Source organism: Amycolatopsis orientalis DSM 40040 = KCTC 9412 (assembly GCF_000478275.1).
Classification (GTDB): Bacteria; Actinomycetota; Actinomycetes; order Mycobacteriales; family Pseudonocardiaceae; genus Amycolatopsis; species Amycolatopsis orientalis.
The window spans coordinates 1-18,547 of record NZ_ASJB01000048.1; the positions used below are offsets into that span (position 1 = coordinate 1).

The 18,547-nt window shown below is 69.8% G+C and carries 19 protein-coding genes; 16 read left to right on the plus strand and 3 right to left on the minus strand.

Annotation, left to right across the window (positions count from 1 at the left end):
• From L324_RS15885 to L324_RS15915, 8 genes are all read left to right on the plus strand, one after another.
• Positions 1-647 (plus strand): Rv0497 family membrane protein (locus L324_RS15885; RefSeq protein WP_037308158.1); only part of this gene is annotated, 647 nt, incomplete at its 5' end.
• 22 nt (positions 648-669) lie between these two features.
• A complete protein-coding gene (locus tag L324_RS15890; RefSeq protein WP_037308160.1) occupies positions 670-1,467 on the plus strand; it encodes a sugar phosphate isomerase/epimerase family protein in 798 nt (265 codons plus the stop codon).
• A 141-nt stretch (positions 1,468-1,608) separates the two neighbouring features.
• Positions 1,609-2,439, plus strand: a complete 831-nt coding sequence (locus L324_RS15895) for a thioesterase family protein (protein WP_037308163.1) — start codon at positions 1,609-1,611, stop codon at positions 2,437-2,439.
• A 24-nt stretch (positions 2,440-2,463) separates the two neighbouring features.
• Positions 2,464-3,279 (plus strand): pyrroline-5-carboxylate reductase, encoded by an 816-nt coding sequence (gene proC / locus L324_RS15900; RefSeq protein WP_037308166.1) that lies wholly within the window; start codon positions 2,464-2,466, stop codon positions 3,277-3,279.
• A gap of 193 nt (positions 3,280-3,472) precedes the next feature.
• Positions 3,473-3,688 (plus strand): helix-turn-helix domain-containing protein, encoded by a 216-nt coding sequence (locus tag L324_RS15905; RefSeq protein ID WP_016330918.1) that lies wholly within the window; start codon positions 3,473-3,475, stop codon positions 3,686-3,688.
• 145 nt (positions 3,689-3,833) lie between these two features.
• Positions 3,834-3,935, plus strand: a complete 102-nt coding sequence (locus tag L324_RS41655; protein WP_007030867.1) for a 30S ribosomal protein bS22 — start codon at positions 3,834-3,836, stop codon at positions 3,933-3,935.
• 285 nt (positions 3,936-4,220) lie between these two features.
• The gene (locus L324_RS15910) at positions 4,221-5,270 is read left to right on the plus strand and encodes an NAD-dependent epimerase/dehydratase family protein (RefSeq protein WP_037308171.1); all 1,050 of its coding nucleotides are present in this window, start codon (positions 4,221-4,223) and stop codon (positions 5,268-5,270) included.
• Positions 5,267-6,373 (plus strand): lysophospholipid acyltransferase family protein, encoded by a 1,107-nt coding sequence (locus tag L324_RS15915; protein WP_037308174.1) that lies wholly within the window; start codon positions 5,267-5,269, stop codon positions 6,371-6,373. Before L324_RS15910 ends, L324_RS15915 begins: the two co-directional genes overlap by 4 nt.
• Before the next feature lie 80 nt (positions 6,374-6,453).
• Here L324_RS15915 and L324_RS15920 read toward each other — a convergent pair whose 3' ends face one another.
• The 3 genes from L324_RS15920 to L324_RS15930 form a co-directional block, all read right to left on the minus strand.
• Entirely contained in the window at positions 6,454-7,356 is a 903-nt protein-coding gene (locus L324_RS15920; protein ID WP_037308177.1) for an HAD family hydrolase, read from the minus strand.
• 96 nt (positions 7,357-7,452) lie between these two features.
• Entirely contained in the window at positions 7,453-8,541 is a 1,089-nt protein-coding gene (locus L324_RS15925; protein WP_037308179.1) for a DUF5667 domain-containing protein, read from the minus strand.
• A 113-nt stretch (positions 8,542-8,654) separates the two neighbouring features.
• Complete coding sequence (locus tag L324_RS15930; protein WP_037308183.1) at positions 8,655-9,386, minus strand: sigma-70 family RNA polymerase sigma factor; 732 nt, start codon at positions 9,384-9,386, stop codon at positions 8,655-8,657.
• A 262-nt stretch (positions 9,387-9,648) separates the two neighbouring features.
• Between L324_RS15930 and L324_RS15935 the strand changes: the two genes are divergently transcribed.
• From L324_RS15935 to L324_RS15970, 8 genes are all read left to right on the plus strand, one after another.
• The gene (locus L324_RS15935; protein ID WP_037308186.1) at positions 9,649-11,163 is read left to right on the plus strand and encodes an AMP-binding protein; all 1,515 of its coding nucleotides are present in this window, start codon (positions 9,649-9,651) and stop codon (positions 11,161-11,163) included.
• Positions 11,164-11,182: 19 nt separating this feature from the next.
• Complete coding sequence (locus L324_RS15940) at positions 11,183-11,419, plus strand: glutaredoxin family protein (RefSeq protein WP_037308189.1); 237 nt, start codon at positions 11,183-11,185, stop codon at positions 11,417-11,419.
• A gap of 57 nt (positions 11,420-11,476) precedes the next feature.
• On the plus strand, positions 11,477-13,012 hold the full coding sequence (locus L324_RS15945; RefSeq protein ID WP_037308191.1) for a molybdopterin-dependent oxidoreductase: 1,536 nt from the start codon (positions 11,477-11,479) through the stop codon (positions 13,010-13,012).
• Positions 13,013-13,257: 245 nt separating this feature from the next.
• The gene (locus tag L324_RS15950; RefSeq protein ID WP_037308196.1) at positions 13,258-14,085 is read left to right on the plus strand and encodes a redox-sensing transcriptional repressor Rex; all 828 of its coding nucleotides are present in this window, start codon (positions 13,258-13,260) and stop codon (positions 14,083-14,085) included.
• 1 nt (position 14,086) lies between these two features.
• Positions 14,087-15,394: a glutamyl-tRNA reductase gene (locus L324_RS15955; RefSeq protein WP_037308199.1), complete on the plus strand. Its 1,308-nt coding sequence runs from the start codon at positions 14,087-14,089 to the stop codon at positions 15,392-15,394.
• A gap of 6 nt (positions 15,395-15,400) precedes the next feature.
• Positions 15,401-16,348 (plus strand): hydroxymethylbilane synthase, encoded by a 948-nt coding sequence (hemC, locus tag L324_RS15960; protein WP_037308202.1) that lies wholly within the window; start codon positions 15,401-15,403, stop codon positions 16,346-16,348.
• A gap of 59 nt (positions 16,349-16,407) precedes the next feature.
• Entirely contained in the window at positions 16,408-17,940 is a 1,533-nt protein-coding gene (locus tag L324_RS15965; RefSeq protein ID WP_037308205.1) for a bifunctional uroporphyrinogen-III C-methyltransferase/uroporphyrinogen-III synthase, read from the plus strand.
• A 138-nt stretch (positions 17,941-18,078) separates the two neighbouring features.
• Positions 18,079-18,510, plus strand: coding sequence for a hypothetical protein (locus tag L324_RS15970; RefSeq protein WP_175583836.1), 432 nt, complete (start codon positions 18,079-18,081; stop codon positions 18,508-18,510).
• Positions 18,511-18,547: the final 37 nt, after the last annotated feature.

Here is an 18,547-nt window from a genome sequence, read left to right on the forward strand (position 1 = left end):
AGTCCGAGGACACCGAGATCGGCGGGATCCCGCCGGTGCCGCCTCCGCCGCCCGCCGTGCCGGTCGAGCCGGAGACGGATCCCGAACCGGATCCGTTCGACGGCGGGCCGCCCACCATGGCCTCGCACCCCCCGCCGATGCCGTTCGTGCCGCCGCATTCGCTCGACGACCGCGACCGGCCGCAGGACGACCTCGACGAGTACGAGCGCGACTTCGCCGACCCGGCCTACCCCGAGGAGGGCCCGGACTTCGGCCGCGAGGAGTACGGCTTCGGCCGGACAGCGGCGGGTTACCGGGCCGACGACTACGAGGACGACTACGAGGACGAGCAGGACTCGGACGTCGTCGCGGAGGAGGAGCCCGAGGAGTACGCCGAGAACGCGTCACCGGGGAAGCAGTGGCTGGCCTTGGCCGGTCAGCTGGCGGCCGGCGTGGTCGGCGGCGCCGCGGTCTGGCTGGGCTTCAACTGGCTGTGGGTGAACATCCCCGCCGCCGCGCTGGTCGCCGCGCTGCTGGTGATCGTCGCGCTGGTGTGGATCGTCCGGAAGATCCGCAAGGCGGAGGATCTGCAGACCCTGGTGCTCGCGGTACTGGTCGGCCTGGTGGTGACGGTCTCACCGGCCGCACTCCTCCTGGTCGCGCGTTAGCGGCCTCGGGAAGGATGCCGGAATGGCAGTTCCTGTTCCGGTGGGGATCTCGACCGCGTCCGTCTGGCCGTTGCGGGCGGGTGCGGCCTTCGAGATGGCCGCGGACCTGGGGTACGACGGCGTCGAGGTGATGGTCTGGGCCGACCCGGTCAGCCAGGACGTCTCCGCGCTGCGCCGGTGGTCGCGCCGCACCGGCGTGCCGGTGCTGTCGATCCACTCGCCGTCGCTGCTGATCACCCAGCGCGTGTGGTCGCCGGATCCCGAGGTGCGCCTGCGGATGTCCGTGGACGCGGCCCTGGAACTGGGCGCGCGCACGGTCGTGGTGCATCCGCCGTTCCGGTGGCAGCGCCGCTACGGTGACGCGTTCGGTGACCTCGTCGACGAACTCGAAGAGGAAAGCGGCATTCAGATCGCGGTCGAGAACATGTTCAAGGTGCGCCCGCCCGGCGGCTCGCGGACGTCGCGCGTGTCGGCCTTCCGGCCCTCGATCGACCCTACGGACGTAGGGTTTCGCCACTACACGCTCGACCTGTCCCATACGGCGGCGGCGGGGATGGACGCCCTCGCGCTCGCCGAACGGATGGGTTCCGGGCTCGCGCACGTCCATCTGGCGGACGGCACGGGCCTCCCGAAGGACGAGCACCTGGTGCCCGGACGCGGGATCGAACCCTGCGCCGAACTCCTCGAAAAGCTCGTGAACAGCGATTTCTCCGGGCAGGTCGTGCTGGAGATCAACACCCGCCGCTCGCCGAGCCCGGCGCGGCGATCGAAGGACCTCGCGGAGTCACTCCTGTTCGCGAGGTTTCACCTCGGTCAGTGACAAAGATCGTCTCCAGGTGCGGAGATTCATTCCTGTCTGCACTCGAGGCGCTGGTACACGTAAAGTTCCGACCGTGAACCAGCTGCGTTTGTTGATCTCCCGCACCCCGATGGATCGGCTCGTGGCCTGGGTCAGTGCTCGGTGAGCGCGGCCGACGACACGGTCACCTCCTTCGACGCGGCATGCGCGACGCGATCACTGGGTGACGGCACGTTCACAGCGGTACTGCGCGCGGAATGGTCGATCGGCGGACATCCGCACGGCGGCTTCCTGATGGCCCTGATGGCGCGGACCGCGCTCTCCCTCCTCCATGAACGCGGTGAGCCACCGTCCGAGCCGCTGTCGATCAGCGCGGAGTTCCTGCACCCGCCCGCCGTGGGCCCGGTGTTGCTGCGCACCGACGTCCGGAAGGTCGGAAGGCGCGCCTCGGTCGTCGCGGTCCTGCTGGAGCAGCGGGGCCGCAGCTGTGTCGAGGCCAGGGTGACCACCGGGCGGCTGCCGATGCGGCGTCCGGAGTGGACCGACGTCCCGGCCATGCCCGCGGAGCCGCCGCCCGGCGCGGTACCCGTCACCGGCGAGACGTCCGAAGGCATGTTCAACCTGGCGAAGGGCTGCGACGTCCGGCTGGATCCGGCGAGCGTCGGCTATCTGCACGGCCGGATCGGCGACCCGCCGAAGATGCGGCTGTGGGTCCGGCCGCGGCACGGCCTCCCCGACCCGTTCTTCGCCCTGCTCGCGGGCGACGTGAACCCGCCGGTGGTCTACAACCTCGGCCGGATCGGCTGGGCGCCGACCGTGCAGCTGACCGCGTTGCTGCGCACCCGTCCGGCGCCGGGCTGGCTGCGGGTGATCGTGCAGGCCCAGTCGGTGCACGAGGCCTGGTTCGACTCGGACGCCCTCGTGGTGGACTCGCAGGGCAGGGTGGTCTGTCAGGCGCGTCAGCTGGCGCTCGCCCCGGCGCCCGGGGGCTGACGGCGGTTTGGCACGCTGAAAGGCATGAGCGTGATCGCGGTCCTTGGTGCCGGAAAGATCGGGGAGGCCCTGCTCTCGGGCCTGTTGCACGGCGGGCACAGCCCCGGTGACCTGCTGTTCACCGAGCGCTACCCGGCGCGCGCCGCCGAGCTGACCGAGCGCTACGGCGTGCACGGGGTCACCGTCGCCGACGCGGCGCGCCGGGCCGACGTGCTGGTCGTCGCGGTCAAACCGCAGGACATCGACCCGGTGCTGGACGAACTCGCGCCGTTGCTCGGCAAGGAGTCGCTGGTGGTCTCGCTGTGCGCGGGCCTGCCGACCGCCCTGTACGAGCGCAGGCTGGCCGAGGGCGTCCCCGTGGTCCGCGTCATGCCGAACACCCCGATGCTCGTCGGAGAGGCGATGAGCGCGGTTTCCGCGGGCGCGCACGCGACCGCCGAGCACGTCGCGCTGGTGAAGGACCTGCTTTCGCACGTCGGCCAGGTCGTCGAGGTGCCGGAGTCGCAGCAGGACGCCGTCACGGCGCTGTCCGGATCCGGGCCGGCGTATTTCTTCTACCTGGTCGAGGCCATGATCGACGCCGGGATCCTGCTCGGCCTGCCGCGGGCGCTCGCCGGGCAGCTGATCATCCAGTCGGCGGTCGGGGCGGCGAAGATGCTCGCGGAGTCCGACGAGCACCCGGTGCTGCTGCGTGAAGCCGTCACCTCACCCGCCGGGACGACCATCAACGCTATCCGCGAACTCGAGAAGCACGGTGTCCGCGCGGCGCTCCTGGCCGCCATCGAGGCCGCGAAGGACCGGTCGACCGAACTGGGCGCCGCTCACGAACCTCGCACTTAGTCCTCTGGATGCGGTCCTTGCACGCGCAAGTACCGCATCCAGAGGGCGAAATGCGTAGTCGGACGGGCCCATCTCGGTGACTCGCGTCGCTTTAGCCACACGTGTCCCGCTACTCTCAAGAGAGCACGTGCGTGTCGATACCACAGGTGGGGAAGCCTCGTGGCGCGACACGTGTCGAAGGACACGGTGAATCATGCCGCCGAACAAGAAGGATGATCTGCCCTCAGTGGGCCAGGTCCAGTTTCTGACGGTCGCCGAGGTGGCCACGCTGATGCGGGTCTCCAAGATGACCGTCTACCGACTGGTTCACTCGGGCGAGTTGCCCGCGGTGCGCGTCGGGAAGTCGTTCAGAGTGCCCGAAAAGGCCGTTCACGAATATCTGCAGGGCGCGTACTTCGACGTGGGCTGAGGCTCGCTTCGCGGAGCACAGTGTGCCCGCCGAAGAGCGTCTTCCGGGGCGCGGGTACCCTGGAAGACCGCTCGTGCCTGTGCGCTCCACCCGTTGGACGCTGCGCCGGGCAGCGTGACCGACGACGAAGGAAGGAGCGCTCACGATGGGCTCTGTGATCAAGAAGCGCCGTAAGCGCATGTCGAAGAAGAAGCACCGCAAGTTGCTGCGCCGGACGCGCGTTCAGCGTAGGAAGGCCGGCAAGTAAGACACAGCCGGTGAGTGGCCCGTCCAGTTTCTGGACGGGCCATTCCCATTTAGTGGGCTTGGTCCAGCCATTCGAGTGAGACGTGCATCCCCTCTGCGAGCGGCTGGTTAATAGCATGTAAGCGCTGACTCGACTACCCCTAATGAGCGGTAACATCTCAAGGGCAGCCGCGCGATGCTTCCAGTGAGTGCAGGTTCGCGCACACTCGGTAGATCAAGAACGCGCTCAAGGTCATCAGGACCCCGTGATCGAAGTCCGAGAACCGCCCAAACCGCAGGGAGTCCTATGCCGTCGAACATCGTGCTCGTGACCGGGGTCGGGGGAGACCTTGGCGGGAAGCTGCTCGCCAGACTCGGCAACAATCCGGAGTTCGAGCGGGTGATCGGCGTGGACACCACGCCTCCGCAGAAGTCGGTCCTGCAGCGCATGGGTCGCGCTGAGTACGTCCGCGCCGACATTCGCAATCCGCTGATCGCCAAGGTGATCAGCACGGCCAAGGTCGACACCGTCGTGCACGCCTCGTGCACCGCCCATCCGGCGGGCCCGGCCCGCCGCACGGCCATCAAAGAGGTCAACGTCATCGGCACGATGCGGCTGCTGGCGGCCTGCCAGCGTTCGCCGCTCGTGCGCAAGCTCGTGGTGAAGTCGACGGCTGCGGTCTACGGCGCGGGAGCGCGTTCGCAGGCCGTCTTCACCGAAGACTCCGAGCTCATCCCCACCTCGACCAGCGGCTACGCCAAGGACGCCGTCGAGATGGAGGGCTACGTGCGCGGGCTCATGCGCCGCCGTCCCGACATCACGACGACGCTGCTCCGGTTCGCCAACATCATCAGCCCCGAGATCGACACCGTGCTCTCGCGCTATTTCGCGCTGCCGGTGGTCCCGACGGTCTTCGGCTACGACGCCCGGATCCAGCTGCTTCACGCCTCGGACGCGCTGTCGGTCTTCGAACAGGCGACGCTGGAGGACAAACCCGGCGTGTTCAATGTCGGCTCGGAAGGGGTACTCACCCTGTCTCAGGCGATCCGGCGAGCGGGCCGGGTCGAGCTGCCGATGCCCAGCGGTGTCGTGCCGTCGGTCGGGAAGGTTCTGCGCGGTGCCCGCGTGGTCGACTTCTCCGAGGACCAGGTCCGGCTGCTGAACTTCGGCCGGGTCGTGGACATCACGAAGCTCAAGAAGGACTTCGGCTACACCCCGCGCTGGACGACGCGTGAGGCGTTCGACGACTACATCACCGGCCGCGGGCTCAGGCCCGTGGTGGACGGTGGCAGGCTGGCCGGACTCGCCGGCAAGGTCCTGGTGGCCGCGGCCACCGGACAGGCGGCGCACCGGTGAGCAGGCCCTACGAGAACGACCCCGATAACTCTCACGAAGGCGAGGCGGAAAACGTGAGCGGCGCTGAAGCGCAGGTCATCCCGTTGCACGGCCCCGGCAGAGAGAAGCCGGACCCGGCCGCTCAGGCGGATCGGGATCTTCGCGAGTCCGAAGACGCGCAAGAGCATCTGAAGCAGCAGGAACGCCGGGCGGACGCGCCCGTCGTCGAGTTCCCCGGCTCGGTGCGGGTCTCACCCGCGAAGACCCGGCCAGCCGATGCGGACCTGCTCCCGGAGTCGCTCAAGACGGCACTGGGGTTCCTGCGGAGCAGGCTGACCGGTGACTACACCGTGGACGAGTTCGGCTTCGACGCCGAGCTCACCGAGACCCTGCTGCTGCCGCCGCTGCGCGCGCTGTACGAGAAGTGGTTCCGCGTCGACACCTTCGGCGTCGAGAACCTGCCCGCCGACGGCGGCGCGCTCCTGGTGTCGAACCACTCCGGCACGTTGCCGCTCGACGCGCTGATGACCGCCGTCGCCGTGCACGACCACGTTCCCGGCGGCAGGCATCTGCGCGGCCTCGGCGCGGATCTGGTGTTCCAGGTGCCGCTGGTGGGCTCCTTCGCCCGCAAGTCCGGGCAGACGCTCGCCTGCAACGCCGACGCGGAACGCCTGCTGCGCAAGGGAGAACTCGTCGGTGTCTGGCCGGAAGGCTTCAAGGGCATCGGAAAGCCGTTCTCGTCGCGGTACAAACTGCAGCGGTTCGGCCGCGGCGGCTTCGTTTCCGCGGCCCTGCGGACCGGGGTGCCGATCATTCCCGTGTCGGTCATCGGCGCGGAGGAGATCTACCCGAAGGTGGGCGACATCAAGCTGCTCGCGCGGCTCCTCGGCCTGCCGTACTTCCCGGTGACCCCGTTCTTCCCGCTGCTCGGCCCGCTCGGCGCGATCCCGCTGCCGACGAAGTGGAGCATCGAGTTCGGCGAGCCCATCCGCACGGACACCTACGACGTGGACGCCGTGGACGACCCGATGCTGGTGTTCACGCTGACCGACCAGGTGCGGGAGTCGATCCAGCAGTCGCTGTACAAACGCCTTTCGCAGCGTAAGAGCGTCTTCAAGGGCTGACCACTTTCCGACGCCATGAAAGGTCCTTTCCTTGCAAAATTTGCAAGGAAAGGACCTTTCATGGCATCGGAGAGGGGGGCTCAGCGGCGCCGGTAGGCCATGCCGGCGGCCACGGCACCGGCCACCGCGCCGACGCCGAGCACGGACGGGACGCCGATCTTCGCGGCCTTCCGCCCGGTCCGGAAGTCTCGGATCTCCCAGCCGCGCGCGCGGGCGACGTCGCGAAGGCCGCCGTCGGGGTTCACCGCGACAGCGGTTCCCACGACCGACAACATCGGGACGTCGTTCTGCGAGTCCGAATACGCCGTGCAGCGCTTGAGATTCAGCCCTTCGCGTGACGCCAGTGCCCGGACGGCGTGGGCTTTCGCGCGTCCGTGCAGGAGATCGCCGACGAGACGGCCGGTGTAGACGCCGTCCTTCGTCTCGGCGACGGTGCCCAGCGCGCCGGTGAGCCCGAGGCGCCGCGAGATGATGGCCGCGAGTTCGATCGGGGTCGCGGTGACGAGCCAGACGCGCTGGCCGGCGTCGAGGTGCATCTGCGCGAGTGCCCGGGTGCCGGACCAGATCTTGTCCGCCATCAGCTCGTCGTAGATCTCTTCGCTGATGTCGGTCAGTTCCTGCACCGTGCGACCGGCCACAAAGGACAGTGCGCGCTCGCGGTGGGTCTTGATGTCCTCCTTGTTCTCCCGGCCGCCGAGCCGGAATTTCACCTGCTGCCAGACGAATCCGGCCAGATCGGCGGACGTGAAGAACTTGCGCGCGGCCAGACCGCGGGCGAAGTAGAAGATCGACGCGCCCATCATCATGGTGTTGTCGACGTCGAAGAACGCGGCCGCGGTCAGATCCGGCGGTGCGGGCGGGGCCGGCGGTTCGAGGGCTTCGGCGGACGCGGTCGCCATGGCGGCCTCGGCCGACGCCTCGCCCGCGAGCTCGGCCAGCCGTTCGAGCTCTTGACTCTTATCCCTGCCCCGCCAAACTGACACGCACACCGCCTCCGGAATCCCAGGTGCCTACGCACAGCGTAGCGAGAGCTCAACAGGGCTGTCCCAGGTGTGGCGCCTGCCTCATCACGTGTCTCGTCAGCCGATGGTGATCGGCGGTAATCCCGGGATGAGCGGCGGAATCGAAATCAACGGCGGCTGGGGCGTGATGGTCGTCGGAACCGGCAGCGGCGGGTTCTGCGTCCGCGGCGGAGTCGCCACCACGGGCGGCGGTGTCCCGCCCGTCGGCGGCGTGAGCGGTCCGGTCGGGTTCGCGGTGTCCACACCGGACGACGGCGGCACCGAGGTCGGTGACGGCGCCCCGGTCGGCGACGAGGACGGCGTGGGCACCGTCACCGGCGGCACGACGGCGTCCGGGGCGCCGGGGTCGCGGACGCAGTCGCCGGCGGCGGGGACGGCGCCCAGCTCGTCGGAGGAGCCCGTGGTGATCGTGTAGCAGACCAGCCGCGAGCCGAGATCCGTCGTGCGCGCCTGGACCCGGTCGAGCAGGACACGGGCCGCGGCGAACTTGTCGCGCGCTTCGGCGGGGGCCCGTTCGACCTGAAGACCGAGCCGGTCGGACTGCTGCCGTGCCCAGGTGCGGAGTTCCGTCAGCCGGGACTGACCGCCTTGGTCCGTGACGACGGCGGTCAGCTGCGAGACACCGGCGCGCAGATCGGATTCGAAATCGGCCAGCCCGGTGAAGTACGCCTCGGTGGACGCCTCCTGCCGGGTCAGCTCGTCGAGTTCGCCGACGCGGTTCGTGGCGAACTCCAGATGCTTCTTCGCCTTCTCCTGCTCGTCGAAGGTGAGCCCGAGCGCGGCCGATTCACCCGCTCGTTTGATGCCGTACAGCGGATCGCCCGGCAAGGCGTCCTTGGACAGCAGCAAAGTGAAGCCGCCCAGCGCCAGGATGAGCGCGACGGCGGCCGCGGCGAGGTTGGCGAGGGTGTGACCGCGACGCTTCGACGGCGCTTCGGCCTCGGCGAGGCGCCCGGCGATCTCGGCATGGATCCGCTGTCGGGTCTCGGCGTCGGGAGCGCCACTGGCGCCCAGCTCGCGCAGGCCGCCGACGAGGGCGAGTTCGTGCGCGAATTCGTCGCCGTCCGGAGCCGCGTCGCCGTCGACGAGGTCCGCGAAGCGGTCACCGTCCGCTCGCTCCCGTGCGAACCATCCCGGCACGCCCACGGTCCTGCTCCGTCTCTTGCGCTCAGCCCGGTCCTGACACCGGTCTGGCTTGGGAAACGAGTGGGGGCGCCCCAGGGTTACGGCAAGGTCCGGTGAGGAAGAAAGATGGAACTTTAACGCAATCCGGTCGGGAGAAGTTGTGCCAAACGGCGTACCGCGCGGTGCTGGAGGGCCTTGATGGCGCCTTCGTTGCGCCGCATGATCGCCGCGGTCTCGGCGACCGAGAGTCCCTGCATGAACCGCAGCACGATGCATTCGCGCTGGTCCTCGCCGAGTTCGGCGACGCAACGCAGCAGCTCGGCGCGGGTCGCGCGGCTGATGGCCTGCTGTTCGGGCCCCGCGACGGCCTGGACGCCGACGTTCCCGATCGGTGCCCCGCTCGGCTCGGCGACCTCGTCGGTCACCACCTCCAGGCGGAATCGGCTCGACTTCACGTGGTCGAGGATGATGTTGCGCGCGATGGTGACGAACCAGGCGCCGACGTCACGCCCCTGGTAGCTCACCGAGGTGATGCGGCGCAGCGCGCGCAGGAACGTCTCGCTGGTGACGTCCTCGGCGAGGTCCCGGTCGCCGAGGCGGAACAGGACGTAGCGGTAGACGACGTCGACGTAGCGGTCGTAGAGGCGGCCGAAGGCGGACGTGTCGCCGCCCTGTGCGGCGCTGACCAGCTCCCAGGCTTCGGCCTTCGCGGCTTCGGCGGCGGCTGAGGCCGCTGTGGAGTCTTCGGTGGTCCCGTCCTGGCTCGGCGCCTTGGCCTGCCGGGGCGACGGCGCCGGGGAGAGTCCGCTCCGGCGGAGGATGTGGCCCGCCAGCATGGAGACGGGATTCGGCGCGGGAAGGGTCACGGTGCACCTCCCGTTCCGGACAGGGAAGACCGGCCCGCATGTCCCACCGCCGCGTGGGCCTGCAAGATCTGCACGTCCGGACTTCCTTTCTCACCATCGAGTGATCAACACCACTCGACGACGCCCAGCAGCATACGTGTAGTTACCGCGAAGTAGGTAGCGGTGCCGGGGTTACGGAACTGCGACGAAACCGAGTGACGCCCATGACGGTGGCCGAGATGACAAACTGGCAACGCCGTTCACCGAGGGAAGAGGTTCGCAGTTGAGCGCGGAGCAGGTTGCCGAAGGAAGCGTGCCCACTTTGCTCGCCGAGGCCGCCCGGCAGTGGCCCGGCAAGACGGCCGTGCAGGAGACCGGCGGCGGGGTCACGCTGACCTGGGCGGAACTCGACAACGCCGCCCATTCGCTGGCCCACGCCCTGCTCGACGCGGGAATCCACCGCGGCGACAGGGTGGCGTTGCGGTTACCGACGTCGGCCGCGTTCGCCGTCTCGCTGTTCGGTGCGCTGCGGGCCGGCGCGGTGGTCGTCCCCATCTCGCCACAGGCCCCGGTGGCGGAGCTGACCGGACTGCTGGAGCACAGCGGCGCGCGGCTCGTCCTCGAACGGGAAGCGACCGAGGAGCTTCCCGAGGGCGTGACGAGCCTCTCACCACCTGTTACCTCGGATGGAGCAGTCGAACCGGTCGAGGGGGCCGGGGCCGGTGAGGACATAGCCGTCATTTCGTACACCTCCGGGACGACCGGCCCGCCGCGCGGCGTGATGCTGTCGCACCGGGCGCTGCTGGCGAACCTCGACCAGCTGAGCCGGATCGTCCCGACGCCGCTCGTGCACGGCGACCGCGTGCTCATCACCATCCCGCTGTTCCACGTCTACGGCCTCGGCCCCGGGCTGCTGCAGACCACGTCGGTCGGCGCGACGGCGATCCTCTCCGAGCGCTTCCTCGCCGAGCGGACCCTGGCCGACTGCACCGAGTACCGGGTGACCTCGATCGCCGGCGTACCCGCGATGTACGCCGAGTTCGCCGCGATGGACGCCGACGAACTCGGGCAGGGCCTCTCCACCGTCCGGCGGATGACGTCCGGCGCGGCGCCGCTGCATCCCAAGATCCTCACCGCGATCCGCGGCGCCACCGGACTGGACGTCTACGAGGGCTACGGCCTCACCGAATGCGCGCCGGTGGTCACCACGACGCTGGTCACCGGCTACCCGAAGCCGGGTTCGGTCGGGCGGCCGCTGCCCGGGATCGAGATCCGGCTGGTCGACAGCGACGGCGACGCGGCGCCCGTCCCGCTGGACCCCGACGATCTCGGCGACGCCTTCGACGAGGACGGCGGCACCGGGCTCGTGTCGATCCGCGGCGCGAACCTCTTCTCCGGCTACTGGCCCGACGGCGCCCACGGACCCGACGAAGAGGGCTGGTTCCGCACCGGCGATGTCGGCTACCTCGACACCGACGGCGACCTGCACCTGGTGGACCGGGCCAACGACCTGATCATCGTCAACGGCTTCAACGTCTACCCGCACGAGGTCGAGAACGTCATCTCGATGCTGGACGAGGTCGTCGAGGCGGGTGTCGTCGGCGTCGTCGACGAGCGCACCGGCGAGGCGGTGAAGGCCGTCGTGGTCCCCGCGCCGGGCGCGTCGCTTTCGGAACAACAGGTCGTCGAGCACTGCGCGGAGCATCTGGCCGGGTACAAGGTGCCCCACACCGTCGAGTTCGCCGAGTCGCTGCCGCATTCGGCGACGGGCAAGCTCCGGCGTCTCCGCCTCAGGTGACTCAGGTAAGGATTGACGTATGGCCCACCACGTCACCGTCATGACCCGCACGGGTTGCCACCTGTGCGAGGTCGCGGAACAGGACATCGAGCGGATCTGCGGCGAACTCGGCGTCGCCTGGTCGGCACAGGACGTCGACAGCGACCCGGAATGGCGGGCCGAATACGGCGACCGCGTGCCGGTGATCCTGATCGACGACGCCGAGCACGGCTACTGGCGGGTCGAAGAGGACAGGCTCCGCAAGGCCCTGGTGTAAGACACCCGTAAGGGCGAACGGCCGACCTCGGGCACCGCGCCTGACGAAGATGGAGTCGTGGACGACGAACGCAGGCTCACCTTCCCGCAAGCCGCTCTGACCGGCCTGCTCGCGCTCGCCGCCGCGCTCGGCGTCGGACATCTTGTCGCGGGCTTCGTCGGGTACACGGCGTCGCCGTTCGTCGCGGTGGCGAACTTCGTCATCGACCACAGCCCGCACGCCGTCGTGGCCTGGGCCGAGCAGACGCTGGGGACCTGGGACAAGGCCGTCCTCAAGTTCGGCCTCGCCGTGGTGCTGGTGCTCTTCGCGTTCCTGGCCGGACAGCTTTCGCGGCGCAGGCCGTTGCCGGGGCAGGTCGTCATCGGCGTGCTCGGCGCGGCCGGGGTCGCCGCCGTCTTCGTGCGCACCGACCTCGGGCAGATCGCGCTGCTGGCGCCCGTGATCGCGGCGGTCGCCGGGCTCGTCGTGTTCACCTGGCTGCACCGGTTCTTCCGGCCGCCCGTGTTCTTCGACGACCGCGAGGGGGAGGGGCCGGACAGGCGGAAGGTGCTGATCACCGGTGCTTCCGTCGCCGCAGGGGCCGGTGTCGCCGCGCTGACCGGCCAGATCGTCGGGACCCGGAAGAACGCCGACGAGTCCCGCGCCGCCGTCGGCAGGCTCGTCGCGACCCGGACCGCCCCGCCGATCCCGCCCGACGCGGACTTCGTGAAGTTCGGCACCCCGCCGTATCTCACTCCTTCGAAGGATTTCTACCGGATCGACACGGCACTGGTCGTTCCGCAGGTCCGCACGGAGGACTGGAGCCTGCGGATCCACGGGATGGTCGACCGCGAAATCACCTATACGTATGACGACATCCGCTCGCGGCCGCTGCTCGAACGCGACGTCACGCTGTGCTGTGTCTCCAACGAGGTCGGCGGCCCGTACATCTCCAACGCGCGCTGGATCGGCATCGACCTGCGCGACCTGCTGAACGAAGCGGGCGTGAAGCCCGGCGCCGAGCAGATGTTCGCGACCAGCGTCGACGGCTGGACCTGCGGATCCCCGGTCGAAGCCGCCCTGGATCCGCGGCGTGGCGCGATGCTCGCCATCGGCATGGACGGCGAGCCGCTGCCGATCGAACACGGCTTCCCCGCGCGCATCGTGATCCCGGGGCTGTACGGCTACGTGTCCGCCACGAAATGGGTCACCGACCTGGAGATCACCACCTGGAAGGAACGCGAGGCGTACTGGCTCGGCCGCGGCTGGGGACGGGAAGGGCCGGTGAAGACGCAGTCGCGGATCGACGCGCCCGGTTCGGCCGTGACCGCGGGCAAGGTCGTGGTGTCCGGGATCGCGTGGGCGCAGCACACCGGCGTCGCGAAGGTCGAGATCCGGGTCGACCAGGGGCCGTGGCGGGAGACCGTCCTGTCGGCCGAGACGTCGAAGGACACCTGGCGCATGTGGTGGACCGAAGTCGACGTCACGCCTGGTCAGCACCAGGTCGCCGTGCGGGCGACGGACCAGTCGGGCTACACGCAGACCGAGGTGCGTGCCGGAACGGTGCCCGACGGCGCGACCGGATGGCACACGGTGTCGGTGAACGCGCGCTGACGTCGCGTGAAGGCCCCCTTCCCTCGGCTGAGCCGCGTGAAGGGGGCCTTCACGCGGGAGCAGCGCGTGTGGGGTGCGTCATCCTCCCTACCAGTGACTTTGTGCCTGCGTTCACAAGTGGCTACCGTAGATACGTCGCCTCCGCGAGCGCCCGGCATCGAACCGGACTCAGCGCCACGGGTCAAGAGCCGATTTCCTGGTTCGGGTGACTCATGTCGTCAGCAGGACCAGAGGAGCGGACAAGCGTGGTGTCGCAACGAGGCCGGCGCACCCGGGTGACACCGGACGCCGACAACGCGCCCACCGCGGAGATGCCCGCCGTCGAGGCCACCGCCGAGCCGGAAGCGGTCCGCGCGAAGTCGATCCCCGAAGCCGCGGTCGCCCGCCTCGCCGTCTACCTGCGCGTGCTCTCCGGCCTGGCCGAACAGGGCGCGACCACGATCTCCAGCGAAGAACTCTCGCAGGCCGCGGGCGTCAACTCCGCGAAACTGCGCAAGGACCTGTCCTACCTCGGCTCCTACGGCACCCGCGGCGTCGGTTACGAGGTCGCGGTCCTGGTCAGCCAGATCGAGCGGATCCTCGGCCTGACCCGCAAGCACAAGGTCGCCGTGGTCGGTATCGGTAACCTCGGGCACGCGCTGGCCAACTACGGCGGGTTCCCCGGCCGCGGTTTCCCGGTCGAGGCGCTGTTCGACCTCGACCCGGATCTGGTCGGCGTACCGGTCGGCGGTCTCCCGGTGTCGCATCTCGACGAAATCCCCAAAGTCTGCGCCGAACGGCAGATCTCCATCGGCGTCATCGCCACTCCGCCCACCGCCGCGCAGTCGGTCTGCGACCGGCTCGTCGCAGGTGGCGTGCAGTGCATCCTGAATTTCGCCCCGGTGGTGCTGCAGGTACCGCCACATATCGAGGTCCGCAAGGTCGATCTCGCGGTCGAGCTGCAGATCCTGTCGTTCCACGTCGCTCGCCGCGCGGATCTGGCCGCTCACGGCAACGGCGGAGAGGACGCCGCCACCGCGGCGGCCGAGAATGGCAGCGTGAACGGCCACGGCAACGGAATGGTGGTGCGCTGAAATGAGCGTGTTGGCGGTCGGGCTCTCGCACCGCAGTGCCGAGCTGAACACCCTGGAGCGGGTCGCGGTCCCCGCGACCGAAGTGACCAAGGTGCTCCACGAGCTGCAGCAGGCCGAGCACGTCAGTGAGGCGATCCTCGTCTCCACCTGCAACCGCATCGAGGTCTACGCCGTCGTCGAGACCTTCCACGGCGGCCTGAACGACGTCTCCGAGGTGCTCGCCCGGCAGGCCGGGATGGAGCCCGCGGATCTCTACGACTCGCTGTACGTGCACTACGCGGGCGCGGCGATCGAGCACCTGTTCTCGGTCACCTCCGGCCTGGACTCGATGGTCGTCGGCGAGACGCAGATCCTCGGCCAGATCCGGTCCTCCTACGCCACCGCGCGTGATGCCGGCACCGTCGGCCGCACGCTGCACGAGCTGATCCAGACCACGCTGCGCGTCGGCAAACGTGTTCACACCGAGACCGGTCTCGACCAGCTCGGTGCTTCGGTCGTTTCCGAGTCGCTGGCCGCGGCCGGGGACATCGCGGGCAAGCACGCGCTGATCGTCGGCGCCGGTTCGATGGGCGCGCTGACCGCGTCCCAGCTGCGCAAGGCCGGGATCGGCGAGATCACCATCGCCAACCGCACCGAGGCCAGGGCCGCCCGTCTCGCCGCCGCGAGCGCCGAGCAGGGCGTCCCCGCGAAGGCCGTCCAGATGAGCGGGGTCGCGGACGCGGTCGCCGAGGCGGACATCGTCGTCTGCTGCACCGGCGCGCAGGCCGCGGTGTTCACCATCGAGCACGTCCCGGCCCGCGACGGCCGCCCGCTGGTGGTGTGCGACCTCGGGCTCCCGCGCGACGTCGAGCACGACGTCGCCGAACTGGCCGACGTCACCGTGGTCGACCTCGAGACCATCCAGCGCCGCATGCGCGAGGCGGGCGCCCCGACCACCGACCGCCAGACCGCGAAGGCCACCGGCATCGTGCTCGACGAGGTGCGCGAGTACCTCGCGGGCCAGCGCAGCGCCGAAGTCACCCCGACGGTGACGGCGCTGCGGCGCCGGGCCGCCGAGGTCGTCGACGCCGAACTGCTGCGGCTGGACAACCGCCTGCCGGAACTCGAAGCCGGGGTCCGCGAGGAGGTCGGCCGCACGGTCCGCCGGGTGGTCGACAAACTGCTGCACGCGCCGACGGTGCGGGTCAAGCAGCTGGCCGCCGAGACGGCCGACACCGACTACGCCAACGCGCTGCGTGAGCTGTTCTGCCTCGACCCGCAGGCGCCCGCCGCCGTGGCCAGTCCCACCGCTATGCCGAAAGACGAGTGATCATCAGTGAGCAGAGTCATCCGGATCGGGACGCGCGGCAGCAAACTCGCCCTCGCGCAGACCGGCACCATCGCCGACGCCCTGCGTGCCACGGGGGCCGAGGTCGAACTCGTCACCGTGACGACCCCCGGCGACAAGTCGTCCGCGCCGATCCCCACGATCGGCGTCGGTGTCTTCACTTCCGCGCTGCGCGAAGCCTTGCTGCGCGAGGAAGTCGACGTCATCGTGCATTCGTACAAGGATCTGCCGACGAAACCCGAACCCGGCATCACGCTCGCCGCCGTGCCGCCCCGCGAGGATCCGCGTGACGCGCTGATCGCCCGTGACGGGCTGACTCTCGGTGAGCTTCCGCCCGGTTCGACCGTCGGCACCGGCTCGCCGCGGCGCACCGCGCAACTGCGCGCGCTCGGGCTCGGTTTGGAAATCGTGCCGATCCGAGGCAATATCGACACCCGCATGCGCAAGGTGACCGACGGCGAGCTGGATGCCGTGGTGCTCGCGCGTGCCGGACTGGCCAGGATCGGGCGGGCCGAGGAGATCACCGAGACCCTCGACCCGATCCAGATGCTGCCCGCCCCCGCGCAGGGTGCGCTGGCGGTGGAGTGCCGGACCGGGGACGTGGACATCGAGCACCTGCTCGGATCCACAGTGGACGATGAAGGCACCCGTGCCGTGGCGACCGCCGAACGGGCGTTGCTCGCGGCGCTGGAAGCCGGGTGCAGCGCACCGGTCGGAGCGCTGGCGGAGATCGTCGAGGACCTGGACGCCGAAGGGCGGGTCGTCGAGCGGATCTCGTTGCGGGGCACCGCCGCCGTCGAAGCCGACGGGGAAGCGGTCGACATGGTGCGCGCTTCGGCGCTCGCCGACAAGCACGAAGCCGAACAGCTCGGCCGGACATTGGCCGCCGAGCTGCTCGACCTGGGGGCCGGCGCGCTGTCCGGCCCCGCCCAGTGAGCTGAGAGAGACAGTTACGGCCGCGATCGACCGCGGCCGCCTAAGAGGAGAACGCACAGATGACCCCCGCGCGTAAGACCACCGGGCGTGTCGCCTTCGTGGGCTCGGGCCCCGGTGACGCCGGTCTGCTGACCGTCCGCGCTCAGGAGCTGCTCGCCAAGGCCGAGGTCGTGGTGACCGACCCGGACGTCCCTTCGGGCGTCCTGGCCCTCACCGCGGAGGGCGCCGAAGTGCGCCCCGCCGTCGGTGAGGCCACCGAGGTCGCCAAGGACCTGGTGAACGAGGCCAAGGCCGGACGGCTGGTGCTCCGGCTGATCGCCGGTGACCCGCTGACCCAGCCCGCCGTGGTCGCCGAGGTGCAGGCCGTTTCCCGGACCAGCGCCGTGTTCGACATCGTCCCGGGCGTCTCGCCCGGCGCCGCCGTCCCGGCGTACGCCGGTGTCGCGCTCGGCGGCACGCACACCGAGGTCGACGTCCGCGGTGACGTCGACTGGGCCGCGCTGGCCGCCACCCCCGGCCCGATCGTGCTGCACGCGACGTCGGCGCATCTGGCCGAGGCCGCGTCCGCGCTGACCGAGCACGGACTGCCGTCGACCACGCCGGTAGCGGTGACCTCCAACGGCACCATCAACACCCAGCGCACCCTGGACACCACGCTGGCCACCGTCGCGAACGAGGCCGGCGAGCTCGTCGGCCCGCTGATCGTGACCATCGGACAGGCCGTCGGCCAGCGCTCGAAGCTGTCGTGGTGGGAGTCGCGCGCGCTGTACGGCTGGAAGGTCCTGGTGCCGCGCACCAAGGAGCAGGCCGGTGAGATGGCGGAGCGGCTTCGCGGCCACGGCGCCACCTCGCACGAGGTCCCGACCATCTCGGTCGAGCCGCCGCGCAGCCCCGCGCAGATGGAGCGTTCGGTCAAGGGCCTCGTCGACGGCCGCTACCAGTGGATCGTCTTCACCTCGACCAACGCCGTCCGCGCGGTGTGGGAGAAGTTCGAGGAGTTCGGCCTCGACGCCCGCGCCTTCTCCGGCGTGAAGATCGCCTGCGTCGGCGAATCGACCGCCGCGAAGGTGCGTTCCTTCGGCATCATCCCCGAGCTGGTCCCGGAGGGCGAGCAGTCCTCGGAGGGCCTGCTGGCCGAGTTCCCGCCGTACGACGACGTCCTCGACCCGGTCGACCGCGTGCTGCTGCCGCGGGCGGACATCGCCACCGAGACCCTGTCGGCCGGTCTGCGTGAACGCGGCTGGGAGATCGACGACGTGACCGCGTACCGGACCGTGCGGGCGGCCCCGCCGCCGGCCGAGACCCGCGAGATGATCAAGACCGGTGGTTTCGACGCGGTCTGCTTCACCTCGTCCTCGACCGTGCGGAACCTCGTCGGCATCGCCGGCAAGCCGCACACCCGCACGCTGGTCGCGTGCATCGGCCCGAAGACCGCGGAAACCGCCGTGGAGTTCGGGCTGCGGGTGGACGTCCAGCCCGAGAAGGCCGACGTCCCGCACCTGGTCGACGCGCTCGCCGAGCACGCCGCCCGGCTCCGCGCCGAAGGTGCGCTTCCGCCGCCGCGTAAGGCGAAGCGGGCCCGTCGCTCCTGATCCCGTAACGGAAAACCCCCTTCTCCGCATCTTGCGGGAAGGGGGTTTTCGTTATGCACCAAGCACTTAGCGAAAACTTGGCGCACGGCAAGCGGTCAGGTCTAGCCTCGGTGGTCCGACAATCGCTGGGGAGTGACCATGAAATCTTCCGCTGTCAGGATCGCCGCCGCCGTGAGTGCGCTGGGGCTGGGAATGGCCGGGTTCGCGGGCACCGCCTCCGCCGCGATGCCCACGCCGTTCGAGGTCTGCAGTCCGCTCGGTTGTGCGGCGCAGAGCGTGCGGGGCACCGTCGAGACCGTCGGCGGCCAGGTACGGGTGGTGGCCACGGTTTCCGACAGCGCGCCTTCCTCGAGTCTCACCGCTCAGTTCGTCCTGTCCGGCAAGACGACCGAAGCGCGGCGGATCGTCGTGAACGACGAGATCCGGCAGCTGCTCTTCACTTCCTTGGCGAATCCGGTGACGCTGACCGTGACGGCCTGCGGTGGCGGGGGCTGCAACACCAAGTCCTTCACGGCTCGGACCATCGCCACCAGGCTCAGTGGCGCCATCAGTCACAGCGGTAGCGCGTGAAGGGGCCCTTCCCTCGGCTGAGCCGAGGAAACTCGAC